The organism is Streptococcus sanguinis (assembly GCF_900635155.1).
Taxonomy (GTDB): Bacteria; Bacillota; Bacilli; order Lactobacillales; family Streptococcaceae; genus Streptococcus; species Streptococcus sanguinis_G.
Genome location: NZ_LR134002.1, coordinates 1,552,043 through 1,570,825, shown reverse-complemented (window position 1 = coordinate 1,570,825; position 18,783 = coordinate 1,552,043). Strand labels below are relative to the sequence as shown.

Below are 18,783 nucleotides of genomic sequence, written 5' to 3'. Positions count from 1 at the left end.
TGGTATATAGAGAGGAAAGAAAAAGGATGTTTTTTAGGAGAGTTATTTATATAGGGGAAAGTGATGGTCAGGCTATTTATGTAAATGTAGAAAAGCCAAGAGATCCCTTAGCAGCTCCTAAAAGTAAACTATTGAATACAGAGGCATCGCGTGGCAATCGGAAACAAATCATTTTAATTACATCATTTCTGATTGCTTTTAGTGGTGTGATGCAGCTTTTTCCTGAGACACGATTGTTCGGTGGTATCTATGGCTATGGTACTTTGGTTTATTTTCTAATTGTTTGGTTTCTGGAAGGTACTCTTTTGCTGGTGATAGTAGAGCGAGCCCTTTATAAGAATGTTAAGTCGGCACAGCCAACCAGTAAAGAAAATTTTAGACGGGCAGTTGATACTAATCTTATTTGGGGTAATTTTAGCGATAAGAAGGTTACGCTTGGTAAGAAGATAGTTGCTTGGGTTTTCACAGTATCTATGGCTTTAATGGGGCTGATTAGTCCAATTTTAGTTATATCTATTCTAGTTTTTAATATGATAGGTACACCTATCGGCAGTGAGATTATCACTTTAAGCTTTATAGGTATTATGACAGCTGTAGGAGCTTTAGTATTATGGCAAAACAATATGGTTCGATGGTTTATGGCTGTTGAACGATATAGAAAGAATAGATATAATAAAATTTCATAATAGAAAGTATGAGTTTTGAAAATTTTTGCTGTAATGAATTCCAAAGTGAAAGATTATTTGAACACTTATGAAGGTGTGGTCGTTATGGCAGCATTTTCTAGACATCCTATGGAATGGGAAATGTATTGGTATTTTGGGTAAAAAAATGAAGAAAAGATCTATTTTTAAGGCTAGTTTTGAAGAGAGTTTGAATTTACAGGACGATCCCATTTCTGGAGAATTTTCCAATAAAAATTTAGCATCTGCTCAAGAAAAAGAGAAATACAGAGGTACAACAAAATCGTATGTATGGTTGACTGTTTTAACAATTGTTTTCATAATCGGTCCCAATTGGCTTATAACAACCTTAACAAATTACCTTTATCATCATTCTGAAGATTCTCCTCTATTGCCACCGGTTCATAATTTCTTGCCCCAACTGGCTATTTATTATTTTCTTACTCTTGTGGCTTTTACTGATTCTTTTTGGGAAACGCTTTTCTCAGCAGTATATCCTTATATACAGGGGACAATTTCATATGTTTGTCACATTCCTAATTTGGTTGATTGTCGAAATGAATCTATTTTTACTGACATTTTTGTATAGTACGATAAAAGCGACAGGGGCAATCCTTTTCTTTGTTTTGTTTGGGCTTATGTGCTGCATTTTCGTCCGAAGCAGGCGAACTTCGTTACTGTCATTGTTATATGGTAAACAAGAAGACGAACAAGACTGGCTGGGGAGACTGTTTCATAGAGTGGCTGCATTTATCTTCAAATATGGTTTTGGAATTATTGTAGTTTTACTCATTTTTAGGTTGATTTTTCCCCATGCGGTAGGCCTTATGTTGGATACCCTAGGTGTTTTGCTTATTTGGTTTGTAGGTGACTTGTTATTTGTCCTGCTAGAAAGTTTTCTGATATTTCCCTTTATGCTTCAAGGATACTACAAATGGAAATATCCCGAAGAATATCGAGAATGGGAAGGAAAGTCTATAGAGGAATGGTATGGAAAGAGGTACTTGAAAAAGCACCCTGAACTATTACAAAAGAAGATTGGTAATCAAAGTTATGACTGAAAGATCTATTTTTAATGCTAGTTTTGAAGAGAGTTTAAATCTGGAAGATGATGGGTTTCGAAAGTTGCAGCAAGAGCAGCATGATAAAACGTCTAACTATTTTAAAAAAGGGAGAGCATCTCTTTGGTTTCGAATTAGAAGTTTTATTTTAGGGTTAATTTTTCCTGTTGGATTTAACTTTATGTTGCTTGTTGTATCTATGGAATTTCATGAGAGTAAGACCCTGACTCTTCCGATATCTAAGCACGAGTCATTAACTGTAAATGTTTTTTTGATTTTACTTCTTATTTGGCTGTTCTTAGTCATTCTTGGAAAATTTACTAAACGAACTTATCTTTTACCATATCGCTATCAGCTTCATGTTTTTACATTTATGCTTTGGTTTTTATTGGAAATTGATTTAATGGTTTTTGACATTCTATTAGCAAATTTGGCATTTTGGGAAATTATTGCTATATATGGAGTAATAATGATCTTCACTTACATTATGTTTAGTATGGAGTTAACAGGATTAAGAAAGCTTATCTATGATGAGGATAGACAAGTGACTTTTCGTGATAAGATTGCTAAAATGATTTCTATTTACGGCATGGGGATTTTAGGGATTGGTATTGTTATAAAATATATTTTCGGAAGCTTTACTGTAGATATTTCAAATTCCATGAAAGCATTTGGTTTTTTACTTCTATGGGTCTTTGCTAATATTATGGTGATTGCAATAATTGTTTTTATAGGTTTACCATATTTTCTCCAAGCCTATTACAAGTGGAAATATCCAGAAGAATACCGAGAATGGGAAGGCAAGTCCGTAGAGGAATGGTATGGGAAGAGGTACTTGAAAAAGCACCCTGAACTACTACAAAAGAAGATTGGTAATCAAACTTATGGATAAAAAATCTATTTTTAATGCTAGTTTTGAAGAAAGTTTAAATCTGGAAGATGATGGTTTTTTTACAGTATCAGAAAAAAGATGTCTATAGCAAATTAGAAAAGTATTATAGAAAAGGCCATCCTTCTATGGGATTAAAAATTCAGAGTGTTATTCTGACATTGATATTTCCGATAAGCTTAAATTTTATGCTTTTAGTAATTTCTATTTATCTACATGATTCTAACCCAAAAGATTTAGCTGTTTCTATATCTAAAACTCCATTATTGTCAGCTGAAATATATGTTTTATTCCTGTTTATATGGTTACTTATTGTCTTAGTTGGAAAGTTTATTAAAAGAAATTATTTATTACCCTATCGTTATCATTTTCATGTTATCACATTTTTAATTTGGCTTAGTTTTGAATTTAACCTGCTAGCCATTGATATGTCATTACCAACTTTAACTATTTGGATGGTTGCTGCTATTTTTGTTTTTATTTCTATATTAGCCTATTTTATGTTTAGCCTTGAAATTGAAAGTCTCAAAAAACTGATGTATGGTAATGGAAGTGGGTCTTCTCTTCGCAACAAAATTGCCAATAAGATAGCGATTTATGGAATGAGCTTTTTGGGAATTGGAGTAATTATAAACTTTATAATAAAGAGTTTTTCCATGAAATTTTCAACTTTGTTGGAAGGCTTAGGTCTTTTGATAACATGGATTATCCTAAATATTGCTGTGATTGCTATGCTAATCTACATCGAAATTCCTAGTTATTTACAAGTCTTCTATAAATGGAAATATTCCGAAGAATACCGAGAATGGGAAGGCAAATCCGTAGAGGAATGGTATGGGAAGAGGTACTTAAAAAAACATAAGGAGTTATTAAGAAACAGATGAAAAGAACGATTGGTATGGGTAATAGAGATAAGTAGATAGAGTTCTTTTAGCAGAATCTAGGCCGAGTTTTCTCAACGATCTACACGCTGGCAATTCTTTTCATGCCTCCTGCACCTTTCTGATGACGCTTCTGCCGAGTGTCCACACCCTTTCCTTACTCCTGCTTGGTTTCGGAGTGATGGGATTGGCTTTGATTTCCTAGCTCTATCAAAATAGAATACAAAAAGACTAGGCTGGAAAATCCAACCTAGTTTTGTCTTATTCAAACTCAGCCTTGCTTTTGATATCTCCGTATTCTTCTGGGATTTCTTGGGCAAGGATATCTTCATAAGCAGCCAGTTTAATATCTGAGCCATATTTGTTTTTCAGAGCAGTGGTCACCAGACGGTAGGCCAAGTTGGCATTGCGGGACAAAATGGGGCCATGGAAGTAAGAGCCAAAGACATTCTTATAGTGGACGCCTTCATTGCTGTCTTCTTGGTTGTTGCCATTTCCATAGACGACTTTGCCCAGAGGTTTTTCATCGTCGGAGAGGAAAGTCCGTCCTTGGTGATTTTCAAAGCCGTAGTAGGTTTCATCGAATTCATCATTATGAATTTTAATGTCGCCGATATAGCGGTTTTTGGTCTGGTTGAGGGTGTAGTGGCCCATGATGCCCAGGCCTTCGATTCGTCGGCCAGAAGCTTCGATATAGTACTGGCCTAAGAGTTGGAAGCCACCGCAGATAGCTAGCACTACGCCGTTTTCATTGATAAAGCTTTCCAAAGCTTCTTTTTTAGTTGGTAAGTCACGAGCCACGATCGTTTGCTCATAGTCTTGGCCTCCGCCAAAGAAGACGATGTCGTAGCTGTCCTTGTCAAAGTCATCTTCTAGAGAGACGATATCGACTTCAACCCTAGCGCCTAACTTTTCAGCCACATACTTGAGCATGAGAACATTGCCGTTATCGCCGTAGGTATTCATGAGATTGCCATAGAGGTGAGCAATTTTAATATCGTAACGGTAATCCTGGTTTTCAGGAGAAGTGAGGGATCTGTATACCATTAATTCATCTCCTTTCTGACCACTTGTCGTTCTGCCAGTAGCTCGCGGAATTCCAGCATGGCAGTATAAGTTGCTAAGATATAGGCATGCTTGGTTTCTTGCTGTTCAATGGCCTTAAATACTGCTTCTAAATCTTTGACTTCAGTAATCTGATCTGCTGGATAGCCCGTTACCCGCAGTCGACGAGCAATCTCAGAGTGGCGCACACCACCTGCAATGACATGAGGAATCTCCATCTCTAAAATCTTCTCAAAATCAGCATCCCAAATCCAGCTGGTATCAATGCCGTCCGCATAGTTGGCGTTGAGCAGGACGGACAAACTAAAGTCAAAGGGTGCAAGTCCAATCATATCTAAAGCTTGGGTCGCCCCAACCGGATTTTTAATCAAGACTAAGGTACATTCCTTATCGCCGATTTTGAAAGTTTCCTGACGGCCAAAGACAGCTCGGCTCTTGTCAAAGCCAGCCTTGATAGTAGCCGGCTCGACACCAAAGAACTGAGCTACTGATACAGCAGCTAAAGCATTGTAGATATTGTAGAGACCGCCGATATTGATCTGATAGTCTTGACCATCAATGGTAAAGGCAGAGCGGTTATGCTCAAGTGTTTTGAGAGCGGTCAGGCTGTAGTCAAGCTTAGGACGCTTGAAGCCACAGTCCTCACAGATATAAGCCCCCAGATTTGCATAGGTGTTGAGCTCATACTTGAGGATATGCTCGCACTTGGGACAGAGGATGCCTTCTGTATTATAGTGAGCCAGCTGAGCCTGGCCTTTCTCGGTATCAAATCCATAGTAGCGGACAGGATTCTTCAGGCTGACCGAGTTAAAGAGGGGGCTGTCACCATTCATCAGTACAGTCGCTTCAGGCACTTTAGCTGCAGCATCCAGAATCATCTGGTAGGTCGTGTAGATCTCACCATAGCGATCCATCTGGTCTCGGAAAATATTGGTAAAGACGAAGAGGCTAGGCTTGATATAATCACAAATCCGAGATAGGCTGGCTTCATCTATTTCCAGAACAGCGATATTCTTGCCAGATTTGCCTTTCTTAGCGGTTAGGAAGGTTGTGGTAATCCCCGTAATCATATTGGCACCGCTAGGATTGGTCACCACTTCTCCGAAGGCTTCCTTGAGAATGCCTACTGTCAGAGCTGTAGTCAGGGTTTTACCATTGGTTCCGGTAATAACCACGACCTCATAGTTCTTTGCTAGGTTCTGTAAAATATTTTTATCAAATGTCAGGGCAACTTTCCCCGGCAGGGTCGATCCACGCCCCATTTTGCTGAGAACAAAGTGGGAGGACTTGCCCGCCAAGAGGCCCAATGCTGTATTTATCTTCATAAGAAATATTTTATCATAAAAAAGTAAAGAAGGTTACAGAAAAATATTGACAAACGTGATATAATGGGTTGGTAAGTCTTTAAGCATTAAGACCCACTGTAAAATAAAAAGAGAGAAGTTAATTGAGTGAACTCTAATTACAAGATAAAATCAGGCTGTGACTAGATTTAATAAGTTCGATTTGTTGCTACAGCTGTTTGATTTTACTTGTACAGGAGTAGGAAGTCTAAGTATGAATTTTCAACAACTAACCAATCTCCAATATTGGGCCAGTTTGTTTTCTGACCCTTGGAGGATTGTAATTAATATTATTGACGTCGCTATCGTCGCATGGATTCTATATTATCTAATCAAGGCCATTGCTGGTACGAAGATTATGATTTTGGTCCGCGGTGTGCTCTTCTTTATCTTGGCACAGTTTTTTGCCAATATCATCGGCTTGACCACCATTTCTTGGCTGATTAATCAGGTCATCACTTACGGGGTCATTGCGGCCGTGGTGATTTTCTCGCCTGAGATTCGGGCAGGATTGGAAAAGCTAGGCCGAGCAACGGATATTTTTTCTACGACGCCCATCAGTAACGAAGAAAAAATGGTTCAGGCCTTTGTCAAATCTGTTGCCTATATGAGTCCGCGGAAAATCGGGGCTTTGGTGGCCATTCAGGGAACCCGCACCTTGCAGGAGTACATTGCGACAGGGATTCCTTTGGATGCAGATGTGTCCGGAGAGCTGCTAATCAACATTTTTATCCCCAATACGCCATTGCACGATGGAGCTGTCATCATAAAAAACAATAAGATTGCGGCTTCCTGTGCCTACCTGCCTCTGACAGAAAGCAGCGGTATCTCTAAGGAGTTTGGAACCCGGCACCGCGCAGCTATTGGCCTGTCTGAAGTATCCGATGCGTTTACTTTTGTCGTTTCAGAAGAAACCGGCGGTATTTCCACTACACACAATGGAATTTTCAAGCATGATTTGACTTTGGATGAGTTTGAGATAGAGCTGAGAAAGGTCTTCTTATCAGAGCAGGACAAGCCAGCAGGTTTGAAAAAACGCTTCATGGGAGGATCGAAGAAATGAAAAAACGTAAAAAAATTCTTTATATCATCTCTTCGTTTTTCTTTGCCCTAGTACTTTTTGTCTATGCAACCTCTAGCAGTTATCAAAACAATACAGGAGTTCGACAGGTCACATCTGAAACATATACCAATACAGTTACCAATGTGCCAATTGACATCAAATATGACAGCGAGAATTACTTTATCAGCGGCTTTACTTCTGAAGTTTCCGTCGCCCTGACAGGCTCCAACCGGGTCAATCTAGCCAGTGAAATGCAGGAAAGTACTCGGAAGTTTCGAGTCGTAGCTGATCTTTCCAAGGCTACAGAAGGAACAGTAGAAATCCCGCTAAAGGTTGAAAATCTGCCAAGCGGTCTGACTGCTGCAGTGACTCCGCAGAAGATTTCTGTTAAGATTGGAAAAAAGGCTAGCAAGAAGGTTGAGGTCCGCTACCTCATCACAGACAGCCAGGTGGCTGAGAATGTGTCTATCAGTGGTGTAACCTTGGAAAACAAGGAAGCTACAGTAACCAGTGACGAGGAGACCTTGTCTAAGATTGAATATGTCGTAGCTATTCTCCCAACCAATGTCATTATCACTGGTAACTACAGCGGAACAGCGCCGCTGCAGGCTGTGGATGGACAAGGGAATGTCATGCCGAGCGTGGTGACACCATTTGAAACGACTATGCGTGTCAACACTAAAACAGCAGACAACTCTGGCTCGTCCTCCTCTAACAGCAGCTCAAATACGAGCTCATCAAATAAAAACTAAATAAAATTTTGAAAATAAACTTGGATTAAAGCGGTCTGCCTTGCTTGCAGCCAAAACCTTTACATCCAGGTCTTATGAAAGGAAACTATTTATAATGGGTAAATACTTTGGAACCGATGGTGTTCGCGGAGAAGCAAATGTGGAATTAACGCCGGAATTGGCCTTTAAACTTGGCCGCTTTGGTGGTTATGTTCTGAGCCAGCACGAAAGTGAAGTGCCTCGGGTCTTTGTTGGCCGTGATACTCGAATTTCAGGAGAAATGCTGGAAAGCGCCTTGGTTGCAGGACTTTTGTCCGTTGGGATTCATGTCTATAAACTGGGTGTCATTGCAACGCCTGGTGTAGCTTATCTGGTCAAGTCAGAGAAGGCCAGCGCCGGAGTCATGATTTCTGCCAGCCACAATCCAGCTTTGGATAATGGGATCAAATTCTTTGGTGGTGACGGCTATAAGCTGGATGATGAGCGTGAGTTGGAAATCGAAGCTTTGCTGGACGCAGCAGAAGATACCCTGCCACGTCCAAGCGCGGAAGGATTGGGTGACTTGGTGGATTATCCAGAAGGACTGCGCAAGTACCAACAATATTTGGTTTCAACTGGTTTGGAACTAGAAGGAATGCATGTAGCCTTAGATACGGCCAACGGTGCAGCTTCTACCAGTGCCCGTCAGATTTTTGCAGACCTTGGAGCACAGTTGACGATTATCGGAGAAAATCCAGACGGCCTCAATATCAATCTGAATGTCGGCTCTACGCATCCAGAAGCTTTGCAGGATGTTGTACGTGAGTCTGGTGCAGCGATTGGTCTGGCCTTTGATGGAGATAGTGACCGCCTCATTGCCGTGGATGAAAATGGTGAGCTGGTAGACGGTGACAAGATTATGTACATCATCGGTAAGTACCTGTCTGAGAAAGGCGAGCTGGCGCAGAATACCATTGTTACGACTGTCATGTCCAACCTAGGCTTCCATAAGGCTTTGGATCGCGAAGGTATTCAAAAGGCTGTGACAGCAGTTGGTGACCGCTATGTAGTAGAGGAAATGCGTAAGAATGGCTATAATCTAGGTGGCGAGCAGTCTGGACATGTTATCATTATGGACTACAATACGACAGGTGACGGTCAGCTTTCAGCTGTGCAATTGACCAAGGTCATGCAGGAAACAGGTAAGAAACTATCCGAATTGGCCGCTGAAGTAACCATCTATCCGCAGAAACTAGTCAATATCCGTGTGGAAAACAGCATGAAGGATAAGGCGATGGAAGTTCCAGCTATCAAAACGGTGATTGAGAGAATGGAAGCCGAAATGGCTGAGAATGGCCGGATTTTGGTGCGTCCGAGCGGAACAGAGCCTCTGTTGAGGGTCATGGCTGAAGCACCAACTGACGAAGAAGTAAATTATTATGTAGATACCATTGCTAATGTTGTTCGAGATGAAATTGGAATTGAGTAATAAAACGTAAAGAAACTGAGACACAATGTCTTGGTTTTTTTACATTGTTATGAATTTTTAAACACTACGAATAAAAATGTTGATAAATTGCAATACTCTTGGTATAATAAGCTATGAAAGGAGAAAAAGATGAAAAATAAAAATACAATTATTTTTAAAATTCTTATCTTATTAACAGCTATTGTTACAGGTTTAGGTTTTGCTGCTCGAACTCAGGCTTCTGAAGTAACTGAATACAGTCAGCAAACCAGCATTACTAAGGATGGTGAGCCATTAACAAGTGACTCAACTGTTAAGACTAATGAAACCTTGTCTGTAACAACCAACTTCACATTTCCTGCGGCTCAAACGATCGCTGAAGGGGATACCCTGACTTTTAAACTTCCGGAAGAATTAAGTCTGATTACTGCCTTAAACTTCGATGTCTATGATGTTGTTAATCATACGGGAGAGTTAGTCGGTACAGCTCAAACTGACCCGGCGACTCAGTCAGTTACAGTGACTTTCAGTAACTACTTTACAAACTATACCCAAAAGAAAGAGCTATCTTTGGGCTTTAATGTTCGTATCAATAACGAAAAAGTTAAAGAAACAGGTCCAGTTGCCTTCAAATTTGGCCAGACAGACTTTTCTTTCCAATACCAGAAAGAAGAAGGAACTGCTGGTGAGTATGAAATGAAATATGGTTACCAGGACAGCACTGATCCGAGTATTGTTAAATGGCGCATTATCCTGAATGCAAGACAGGACATGCTTCGCAACATGGTGATTTCAGACACCTTTGGTGATGGTCTGACCTTGGTTCCTGGTACGCTGCGGGCAGTTCGTTATGCTCCAGTTGCTGGTGGTATCCGCAATGAAGCTCATATCCTGACGCTGCCTGTTGCTGATAACTTTACTAACAAAGCAGTCCTAACCCAAAACGCTAATGGCGATGCTAACGGTTTTACCATCAACTTTGGTGATAACTATAACTGGCCAATGTACATCGAGTACTCTACTCGCGTACCAGAAGGTACAAAAGTGGGCGATGTGGTTAATAACAAGTTATCATGGACAGCTAAAGGATTCCCAGAGCGTACTATTACTAAGTCAGTCCGCTTGGAAGAGGGCTTTGGTAAAGGAAGCGCTGTGCTAGCAAAAGATGTGAAGATTCAGGCACAGAAAAAACTTGTTAATAAAGTGTTAGAGAAGGGTCAATTTACCTTTGGTCTCTTTGACGAAAACGGTGTTTTACTTCAAACAGCTACCAATGAAGCTGATGGTTCTATCAATTTCAAAGCCTTGAACTATAATGCAGCTGGTGACTACCGCTACAGCATTAAGGAAATTCCGGGCAATGATGCTAACTACATCTATGATGACAAGGAAGCTCAGCTGACAGTTACTGTTAAAGATGTGAATGGTGAGTTTTTGGGCTCTGTTAAATATGATTTGGATCCTGTCTTTACCAATACCTATAGAGGTGATGATCCAGGCAAGGCAGTTCAGCCACCTAACCCTGGAAATAATAACAATCCAAACAATAACCCTAACAATAACCCTAACAACAATCCAAACAACAACCCAAATAATGGGAATAATAATCCAAATAATACCCCAGGCAATGGTACCAATACCCCTGATAACAGTTCCGACAATCCAAAGGGAGGAGCAGACAATCCAGGGAATGAAAATAACAATTCAAACAATGGTACCAATGATCCAGGTGCTGCAGGAGGCAACAAAAAAGTTCTGCCTAAGACTGGTCAAGAAACGACGCTTTGGCTGTCAGTTGCAGGTTTGGCAATCTTAGTTGGCTTTGGAAGCTATGTCTTTCTTCAAAAGAAGACTAGATAAGATTCAAAGGTTTTAAGAGTTTTCTCTTAAAGCCTTTTTGCATGGTTTTCCATTTGAAAAAACGGAGCAATCGTGTTAGAATAGACCTAGTAATTTTTAAAGGATAGAGGTGTTATCGTGGCTTTTGGAGATAACGGACAACGCAAAAAAACAGGATTTGAAAAATTGACGATGCTGGTCGTGATTATCATGCTCATCGTGACAGTTGGAGCAATCTTTGCTTCTGCTCTCAGCGCAATCTTTTAATCCAAACGCTTCAGGGCGTTTTTTTAGACTAGAAAAAGAGAATAGAAAAATGAGTATGTTTTTAGATACGGCCAAGATTCAAGTTAAGGCTGGCAATGGTGGCGATGGCATGGTGGCCTTTCGCCGTGAAAAATATGTTCCTAATGGCGGTCCTTGGGGCGGTGATGGCGGTCGTGGTGGCAATGTTGTTTTTGTCGTAGACGAGGGTCTTCGTACCCTGATGGATTTTCGTTACAATCGGCACTTCAAGGCTCAGTCTGGTGAAAAAGGCATGACCAAGGGCATGCATGGTCGTGGTGCTGAGGACTTAATTGTTCGTGTACCTCAGGGAACGACGGTTCGTGATGCGGAGACTGGCAAGGTGCTGACGGACTTGGTAGAAAATGGCCAAGAATTTATCGTAGCGCGCGGTGGCCGAGGCGGTCGTGGAAATATCCGTTTTGCGACGCCTAAAAATCCTGCTCCAGAGATTTCTGAGAATGGAGAACCGGGTCAAGAGCGTGAGCTTCTGCTGGAGCTCAAGGTACTAGCAGACGTTGGTCTTGTCGGCTTCCCTTCTGTCGGGAAATCCACTTTGCTTAGTGTCATCACAGCAGCTAAGCCTAAGATTGGTGCTTATCATTTTACGACCATCGTGCCCAATCTAGGAATGGTTCGCACTCACTCTGGAGAGTCCTTTGCGGTGGCGGATTTGCCAGGTTTGATCGAAGGTGCCAGCCAAGGTGTCGGACTGGGAACTCAGTTTCTCCGTCATATTGAGCGGACACGGGTTATCCTGCATGTTATTGATATGTCAGCCAGTGAGGGACGTGACCCTTATGAGGACTATCTAGCTATTAATAAAGAGTTGGAATCCTACAATCTTCGTCTCATGGAGCGTCCGCAGATTATTGTTGCTAACAAGATGGATATGCCAGATAGCGCTGAAAATCTCAAGGAATTTAAAGAGAAATTGGCAGCTAATTATGATGAGTTTGCTGACCTACCGCAAATCTTCCCCATTTCCAGTCTTACTAAGCAGGGACTTGCGACCCTCTTGGATGCGACCGCAGAATTACTGGATAAGACGCCAGAGTTCTTGCTTTACGATGAGTCTGAAATGGAAGAAGAAGCTTACTATGGCTTTGACGAAGAAGCACCAGCCTTTGAAATTTCTCGTGATGATGATGCGACTTGGGTGCTGTCAGGTGACAAGCTGGAGAAACTCTTTAATATGACCAACTTTGACCGCGATGAAGCAGTCATGAAATTTGCCCGTCAGCTTCGTGGTATGGGAGTTGATGAAGCCCTTCGCGCTCGTGGAGCCAAGGATGGTGACCTGGTCCGCATCGGCAAGTTCGAGTTTGAATTCGTTGACTAAGGAGGCTTGCAATGGGTGATAAACCAATATCCTTCCGCGATGAAAATGGGAATTTTGTCTCTGCAGCTGACGTCTGGAATACAGAAAAGCTAGAAGAGCTCTTTAATAAACTTAATCCCAAACGCAAGCTGCGTCTGGAAAGAGAAGCATTAGCGAAAGCTGAAGAGCAATAAGATTTTATTTTGAGAATCATAAACGCTGGGAAAGATTTCTCAGCGTTTTTAAATCTTAAAAAGTGGGTTCTGATAGGTAAGAAGATTTCCTTTTAGCTTCTAAGGCCCCATCAATGAAAAAATGGAAAAAGGCAAGGCTTATCAATCTGTCGTGGCCATTGCTTGCTATTTTATGGTATAATGAAAAAAATAAGTAGGAGAAGTGATAATTATGGCAAAAACAATTCATACAGACAAAGCACCAGCAGCGATTGGACCTTATGTTCAAGGAAAAATTGTCGGCAATCTCTTGTTTGCGAGCGGGCAGATTCCCCTGTCTCCTGAAACAGGAGAAATCATTGGGACAACTATTGAAGAGCAGACCCAGCAGGTGCTGAAAAATGTTTCAGCTATTTTGGAAGCCGCTGGAACAGACTTTGACCACGTAGTCAAGGCTACTTGCTTCTTGAGCGATATCAATGATTTTGTGGCTTTTAATGAAGTTTATAAAACAGCCTTTACAGAAGCATTTCCAGCTCGCTCGGCAGTAGAAGTGGCTCGCCTACCTAAGGATGTGAAGATTGAGATTGAGGTTATTGCCGAGATTCTCTAAAAAGTGCTGGAGAAAACAGCTTTTTGACGGATTCTATCTGATGAAAGGATTATAATGTCTGAGAAGAAAATTCAGCTTGTCATTGTGACTGGAATGAGCGGAGCGGGGAAAACCGTAGCCATCCAGTCCTTTGAAGACTTAGGTTATTTTACCATTGATAATATGCCGCCAACTCTGGTGCCGAAGTTCTTGCAGCTGGTCGAAGGGACTACTGACAATGATAAATTGGCTCTGGTTGTCGATATGCGCAGCCGTTCCTTCTTTTTGCAAATCCAGAACGTTTTGGATGATTTAGAGCAAAACGAGAACATTGATTTTAAGATTCTTTTCCTAGATGCAGCGGATAAGGAGTTAGTGGCTCGTTACAAGGAAACGCGGCGCAGCCATCCGTTGGCAGCTGATGGCCGGATTTTGGATGGGATTAAGCTGGAGCGTGAGCTCTTGGCCCCTCTGAAAAATCTCAGTCAAAATGTTGTGGACACAACTGATTTGACACCACGGGAGCTGAGAAAGACCATCTCTGAGCAATTCTCAAATCAGGACGAGATGCACAGTTTCCGCATTGAGGTCATGAGTTTTGGTTTCAAATACGGTCTGCCTTTGGATGCGGATTTGGTCTTTGATGTGCGCTTTCTGCCTAATCCCTACTATAAACCTGAGCTACGCAATCAGACAGGTTTGGACAAGGATGTCTTTGACTATGTCATGAACCATGCAGAGTCAGAAGAATTTTACCAGCATCTGCTAGGCTTGATTGAGCCAATCTTGCCGGGCTATCAGAAGGAAGGCAAGTCTATCCTGACGATTGCAGTGGGCTGTACGGGTGGTCAGCACCGCAGTGTGGCCTTTGCTCAGCGCTTAGCGGATGATTTGGCTAAAAACTGGCCGGTCAATGCCAGTCACCGCGACAAAAACCGTCGGAAAGAAACGGTGAACCGCTCATGAGAAAGCCACGAATTACAGTCATTGGCGGTGGGACAGGCATTTCTGTTATTTTAGACAGCCTGCGTAAAAAGGACGTAGAAATTACAGCCATTGTCACAGTAGCAGATGATGGCGGGAGTTCTGGTGAGCTGCGGAAAAACATCCAGCAGCTGACTCCGCCGGGTGATTTGCGAAATGTCTTAGTAGCCATGTCTGACATGCCAAAATTCTATGAGAAGGTCTTTCAGTATCGCTTTGCGGAAGGAGATGGCGTTCTAGCGGGGCATCCCTTGGGCAATCTGATTATTGCCGGTATTTCTGAAATGCAGGGTTCAACCTATAATGCCATGCAGCTTTTGACCAAGTTTTTCCATACGACAGGAAAAATCTACCCTTCTAGCGATACCCCTCTAACTCTGCATGCTGTGTTTACAGATGGGACGGAAGTTGTCGGTGAGAGCAATCTGACCAGTAAGAGTGGGATGATTGAGCGGGTCTATGTGACCAATACCTATGATGACAAGAAGCCTGCTGCCAGTAAAAAGGTGGTTGAGAGCATCTTAGAAAGCGATATGGTAGTTCTGGGACCTGGTTCTCTATTTACCTCTATTTTGCCTAATCTCGTTATCGAGGAAATCGGCCAAGCTCTTCTAGACACCAAGGCAGAAGTGGCCTATGTCTGCAATATCATGACCCAGCGAGGCGAAACAGAGCATTTTTCAGACAGCGATCACGTCCAAGTTCTGCACCGTCATTTAGGCAGGAAGTTTGTAGATACAGTCTTGGTCAATATCGAACCTGTCCCTCATGAGTACATGGACAGTAACCAGTTTGACGAATATCTGGTACAGGTGGAGCATTATTTTCAAGGGTTACAAGAGCAGGTTCCGCGCGTTATTTCTTCGAACTTTCTGCGTTTGGAAAATGGCGGAGCGTTCCATGATGGCGAGCTGGTCGTTGACGAATTGATGCAGATTATACAGGTACGCAAATGAGCTTTACAGTAAAAGTAAAAGAAGAACTGCTGAGTCTGGCAAGCAGAGATAAAAATGAGCTGTCAGCCATGATCAAGATGTCTGGCAGTCTGGGCTTGGCCAGCAGTGGTTTGACCTTGTCTGTCACAACAGAAAATGCCAAGATTGCTCGCCATCTCTATGAGTTGCTGTCGGATCTTTATCAGGTCAAGTCAGAAATTCGCCACCATCAGAAGACCAATCTGCGCAAGAACCGTGTATACACAGTATTTCTGGATCAGAAAGTAGAAGAAATCCTTTCTGACCTGCACTTGGCTGACTCCTTTTTTGGTATCGAGGCCGGGATTGACCAGGCCATTTTGTCAGATGACGAAGCCAGCCGTGCCTACCTCCGGGGGGCCTTTCTCTCAAATGGCAGCATGCGGGAGCCAGACTCAGGCAAGTACCAGCTGGAAATCCTGTCCGTTTATCTGGATCATGCTGAGGATTTAGCTGCCTTGATGCGCCGTTTTCTGCTGGATGCCAAGACCATTGAGCGCAAGAAGGGGGCTGTTACTTATCTGCAGCGGGCTGAGGATATCATGGATTTTCTCATTGTCATCGGTGCTATGGAAGCCATGGCTGAGTTTGAATCTCTTAAGCTCATGCGGGAAGCGCGCAATGACCTCAACCGCGCTAATAATGCGGAGACAGCGAACATCGCCCGTACGGTCACAGCCAGTATGAAAACCATCAACAATATTGCTAAAATCAGTGACAATATCGGCATTGAAAGTCTACCTGTAGACCTGCAGGAGGTAGCCCAGCTTCGTATCCAACATCCGGACTACTCCATCCAGCAGTTAGCTGATAGTCTGAGCCAGCCACTGACTAAGAGCGGTGTCAATCATCGCTTGAGAAAAATCAATAAAATCGCAGATGAATTATAACAGCTGCTGAGCTTGAGCTCGGCAGCTGTTTTTTTATAGACTTGTAGAATGTTTGGGTTGGACTTTTTGCTCAGGATAGATATGGTTAATGGCATTGTTGACAGCAGTAGGTGCCTCACCTAGCCCAGTTGCAATCAGATCAATCTTGCCCTCGTAGCTGCAGCAGTCTCCGGCTGCATAGATACATGGCACAGAAGTTTCTTGCTTGCTGTTTACCAAAATCTTGTGACGGTTGAGCTCCAAGCCCCAATCTTTGAGATTGCCGACAGAGGATTTAAAACCGTAGTTGACAAAGAGATGATCTAGGGGCAGAAGCTGACTTTCCTCTCCCTTGACTTGGCTGATTTCCAAGTGGGTAACCTTGCCATTTTCGCCGACCAATCGACTGGGTACAAATGGTGTCTTAATCTCAACACTAGAAGCCTTGAGTTCTTCTACACTATGTTCTAAAGCCCGGAAGTTGTCCCGACGATGAACTAGACTGGTTTCCGCAATCTTTTCAAAAGCTAGCGCCCAGTCAACAGCGGAGTCACCGCCTCCCAGAATGACAACCTTTTTGCCAGCGTACTGGCTGATGTTTGACACATGATAGTGGAGGTTATTGTAGCTTTCAGCATCGTCTAGTTCCAAAGCTCTCGGTTTGAAAGCGCCGCCTCCCATGGCGATGATAATGGTTTTGGTCTGATGCTGAGCTTGAGAAGTCGTGATGGTGAAGCCATCATCAGATTTAACGATATCCAGAACCGTTTCATTGAGGCAAATCTCAGTCTGGAAAGTTTCCAGCTGCTCAATCAGACGCTGTGTCAGCTCTTCGCCACTTAGATTGGTAAAGCCCGGCACATCCAGAATCTTCTTTTCTGGATAGAGAATGGCCGGCTGACCACCCAGCTGAGGCAGGGAATCAATGATTTTAACCTTGGCTTGGCGCAGATGAGCGTAAAAAGCTGCGAATAGGCCAACTGGTCCACCGCCGACAATCGTAATATCATACAGTTCAGACATAATCTTCCTCAATCTTTTTAAAATAAACTAGCATTATTGTACCACAAAAAGGGGTTGAAATGTAAGCAAATGTTTTGAAGACATCTTAAAAGCCCCATCAGGGGCTTAAAATTAGATAGCAAATAAATCGTTGAGGTTTTCAGCCAACGTTGGGTGAGTGAAGATTTGCTTGCTCAAGTAGGTGTAAGGAATCTTATTATCCATGGCTACAGTCAGGATGTTGATAATTTCCTGAGCTCCTGCTGAGAAGATTGTTGCTCCGACGATTTCCTTGGTCTCAGTGTTGACAACAGCCTTGAAGGCACCACGTAAGTCAGCATTGACATGACCACGAGGCATTGCTGCGACTGGAATCTCCTTGACTGCAATCGGTAAACCTTGCTCTTGGGCTTCCTTTTCAGTCAATCCGATTTGAGCCAATGGCGGTGTGATGAACATGCTGGTAGGGACATTTTTACGGTCTTCCAGTGTGTAGCTGCCATCGCCAGCCAGATAGCTATAAAGGATACGGAAGTCATCCAGTGAGATATAAGTGAACTGCAGACCGCCATTGACATCGCCCGCTGCAAAAACGCCAGGTACAGATGTTTCCAAGTGTTTATTGACCTTGATAGCTCCGCGCTCTGTCAGCTTGATATCTGTATTTTCCAACTGCAGTGGCTCAACATTCGGCTTGCGGCCAGTAGCATAGAGTAGGGCATCAAAGCGGAATTCTCCATCCTCTGTCACAACCACAACTTCAGCACCATCATTTTTAATATCCTTGGTTTGCACATTTTGCAGGAGCTGGATTCCGTCTTCTTCCATGTATTGCTTAGCTAGAGCAGCGATAGAAGGCTCTACTCGAGGGAGAAAGACAGGAGCAGCATCCAGCACAGTCACCTGACTGCCCAATTTGTTGTAGAGTCCAGCAAATTCTAAGCCGATGTTACCGCCCCCCAGAATTCCTAAGCGTTTAGGAAGTTCCTTCAGATTTTGGATGCCGGTTGAGTCATAGACATGTTCGGTTTCAGTCAGTCCTGGAATTGGCAGGACATTGGAAACAGCACCAGTATTGATAACAATGGTCTCAGCGGTCAGTTCCTCTTTTTCATCGCCAGCTGTGATTTCGATGACCTTATTGGAAAGGAAATGAGCTTCCGCATCGATGATATCGACACCAGCGCCACTGATTGCTGCGTAGTTCTTGCCGTTGAGACGGCTGGTTACAGCGTTCTTTTCAGCCATGACTTGGTCGAAAGCCAGGCCTTTTTCAGCTGCGACCAGCAGGGTCTTGGTTGGGATGCAGGCGATATTAATACAGGTTCCCCCGTACATAGCCTTGCTTCGCTCAATCAAAGCAACTTTTTTTCCTTGGCCCGCCATTTTGGCTGCCAATGTTTTACCGGCCTTACCAAAGCCGATGACAATTAAATCATAGGTTAACATAAACTACCTCCATTTTTCAAAAAGATTGTATCACATCTAGTCAGAAATTGCTGATTTCTGCTACGCTTTTTTTCTTCAGTATTTTTAGTCACGCTTTTTATACAAACTGTCCATTTTTGAGCAAGATTTTCG

19 protein-coding genes and 2 pseudogenes are annotated in these 18,783 nt (G+C 42.7%); 17 read left to right on the top strand and 4 right to left on the bottom strand.

Going from position 1 to position 18,783, the window contains the following annotated elements:
* The first annotated feature begins 26 nt into the window (after positions 1–26).
* The 6 genes and pseudogenes from ELZ47_RS07770 to ELZ47_RS12115 all read left to right on the top strand — a co-directional run.
* Positions 27–686 (top strand): hypothetical protein, encoded by a 660-nt coding sequence (locus tag ELZ47_RS07770; protein ID WP_002900716.1) that lies wholly within the window; start codon positions 27–29, stop codon positions 684–686.
* 145 nt (positions 687–831) lie between these two features.
* On the top strand, positions 832–1,272 hold the full coding sequence (locus ELZ47_RS11990) for a hypothetical protein (protein ID WP_232011348.1): 441 nt from the start codon (positions 832–834) through the stop codon (positions 1,270–1,272).
* A gap of 151 nt (positions 1,273–1,423) precedes the next feature.
* Positions 1,424–1,744 (top strand): hypothetical protein, encoded by a 321-nt coding sequence (locus tag ELZ47_RS11985; RefSeq protein WP_232011345.1) that lies wholly within the window; start codon positions 1,424–1,426, stop codon positions 1,742–1,744.
* A complete protein-coding gene (locus ELZ47_RS07760) occupies positions 1,737–2,636 on the top strand; it encodes a hypothetical protein (protein WP_002900714.1) in 900 nt (299 codons plus the stop codon). The genes ELZ47_RS11985 and ELZ47_RS07760 overlap by 8 nt, the downstream gene beginning before the upstream one ends.
* Positions 2,629–3,517 (top strand): annotated as a pseudogene (locus ELZ47_RS07755) (hypothetical protein). The gene ELZ47_RS07760 and the pseudogene ELZ47_RS07755 overlap by 8 nt, the downstream one beginning before the upstream one ends.
* Positions 3,518–3,567: 50 nt before the next feature.
* A pseudogene (locus ELZ47_RS12115) lies at positions 3,568–3,719 on the top strand (MFS transporter); the annotation flags it as partial.
* Between the two features lie 56 nt (positions 3,720–3,775).
* Here ELZ47_RS12115 and gatD read toward each other — a convergent pair.
* Both gatD and murT read right to left on the bottom strand, forming a co-directional pair.
* Positions 3,776–4,561, bottom strand: a complete 786-nt coding sequence (gene gatD / locus ELZ47_RS07750; RefSeq protein WP_002900712.1) for a lipid II isoglutaminyl synthase subunit GatD — start codon at positions 4,559–4,561, stop codon at positions 3,776–3,778.
* Positions 4,561–5,904, bottom strand: a complete 1,344-nt coding sequence (murT, locus tag ELZ47_RS07745; RefSeq protein ID WP_002900711.1) for a lipid II isoglutaminyl synthase subunit MurT — start codon at positions 5,902–5,904, stop codon at positions 4,561–4,563. Before murT ends, gatD begins: the two co-directional genes overlap by 1 nt.
* A gap of 232 nt (positions 5,905–6,136) precedes the next feature.
* On the opposite strand from murT, the gene cdaA reads away from it, so the two are divergent.
* The 11 genes from cdaA to whiA all read left to right on the top strand — a co-directional run bounded on the left by cdaA (position 6,137) and on the right by whiA (position 16,221).
* Entirely contained in the window at positions 6,137–6,985 is an 849-nt protein-coding gene (cdaA, locus tag ELZ47_RS07740) for a diadenylate cyclase CdaA (protein WP_002900710.1), read from the top strand.
* Positions 6,982–7,737, top strand: coding sequence for a YbbR-like domain-containing protein (locus tag ELZ47_RS07735; RefSeq protein WP_002900709.1), 756 nt, complete (start codon positions 6,982–6,984; stop codon positions 7,735–7,737). Before cdaA ends, ELZ47_RS07735 begins: the two co-directional genes overlap by 4 nt.
* 94 nt (positions 7,738–7,831) lie before the next feature.
* Positions 7,832–9,184, top strand: coding sequence for a phosphoglucosamine mutase (gene glmM, locus ELZ47_RS07730; RefSeq protein WP_126435719.1), 1,353 nt, complete (start codon positions 7,832–7,834; stop codon positions 9,182–9,184).
* A gap of 129 nt (positions 9,185–9,313) precedes the next feature.
* Positions 9,314–11,023, top strand: coding sequence for an Ig-like domain-containing protein (locus ELZ47_RS07725; protein ID WP_002900707.1), 1,710 nt, complete (start codon positions 9,314–9,316; stop codon positions 11,021–11,023).
* 117 nt (positions 11,024–11,140) lie between these two features.
* The gene (locus ELZ47_RS07720; protein ID WP_002895969.1) at positions 11,141–11,269 is read left to right on the top strand and encodes a DUF4044 domain-containing protein; all 129 of its coding nucleotides are present in this window, start codon (positions 11,141–11,143) and stop codon (positions 11,267–11,269) included.
* Positions 11,270–11,318: 49 nt separating this feature from the next.
* Positions 11,319–12,629: a GTPase ObgE gene (gene obgE, locus ELZ47_RS07715; protein ID WP_002900706.1), complete on the top strand. Its 1,311-nt coding sequence runs from the start codon at positions 11,319–11,321 to the stop codon at positions 12,627–12,629.
* Between the two features lie 11 nt (positions 12,630–12,640).
* The gene (locus ELZ47_RS07710; RefSeq protein ID WP_002900705.1) at positions 12,641–12,802 is read left to right on the top strand and encodes a hypothetical protein; all 162 of its coding nucleotides are present in this window, start codon (positions 12,641–12,643) and stop codon (positions 12,800–12,802) included.
* Positions 12,803–13,013: 211 nt separating this feature from the next.
* Positions 13,014–13,394, top strand: a complete 381-nt coding sequence (locus ELZ47_RS07705) for a RidA family protein (RefSeq protein ID WP_002895964.1) — start codon at positions 13,014–13,016, stop codon at positions 13,392–13,394.
* 54 nt (positions 13,395–13,448) lie between these two features.
* Complete coding sequence (gene rapZ / locus ELZ47_RS07700) at positions 13,449–14,339, top strand: RNase adapter RapZ (protein WP_002900704.1); 891 nt, start codon at positions 13,449–13,451, stop codon at positions 14,337–14,339.
* Complete coding sequence (locus ELZ47_RS07695; protein WP_126435718.1) at positions 14,336–15,313, top strand: YvcK family protein; 978 nt, start codon at positions 14,336–14,338, stop codon at positions 15,311–15,313. The genes rapZ and ELZ47_RS07695 overlap by 4 nt, the downstream gene beginning before the upstream one ends.
* On the top strand, positions 15,310–16,221 hold the full coding sequence (whiA, locus tag ELZ47_RS07690) for a DNA-binding protein WhiA (protein ID WP_002900702.1): 912 nt from the start codon (positions 15,310–15,312) through the stop codon (positions 16,219–16,221). The genes ELZ47_RS07695 and whiA overlap by 4 nt, the downstream gene beginning before the upstream one ends.
* Before the next feature lie 33 nt (positions 16,222–16,254).
* On the opposite strand, the gene ELZ47_RS07685 is transcribed toward whiA, so the two are convergent.
* Together ELZ47_RS07685 and ELZ47_RS07680 are read right to left on the bottom strand one after the other, a co-directional pair.
* Positions 16,255–17,223, bottom strand: a complete 969-nt coding sequence (locus tag ELZ47_RS07685; RefSeq protein ID WP_126435717.1) for an NAD(P)/FAD-dependent oxidoreductase — start codon at positions 17,221–17,223, stop codon at positions 16,255–16,257.
* A gap of 111 nt (positions 17,224–17,334) precedes the next feature.
* Positions 17,335–18,651: an FAD-containing oxidoreductase gene (locus ELZ47_RS07680; RefSeq protein ID WP_002900699.1), complete on the bottom strand. Its 1,317-nt coding sequence runs from the start codon at positions 18,649–18,651 to the stop codon at positions 17,335–17,337.
* Positions 18,652–18,783 lie beyond the last annotated feature (132 nt).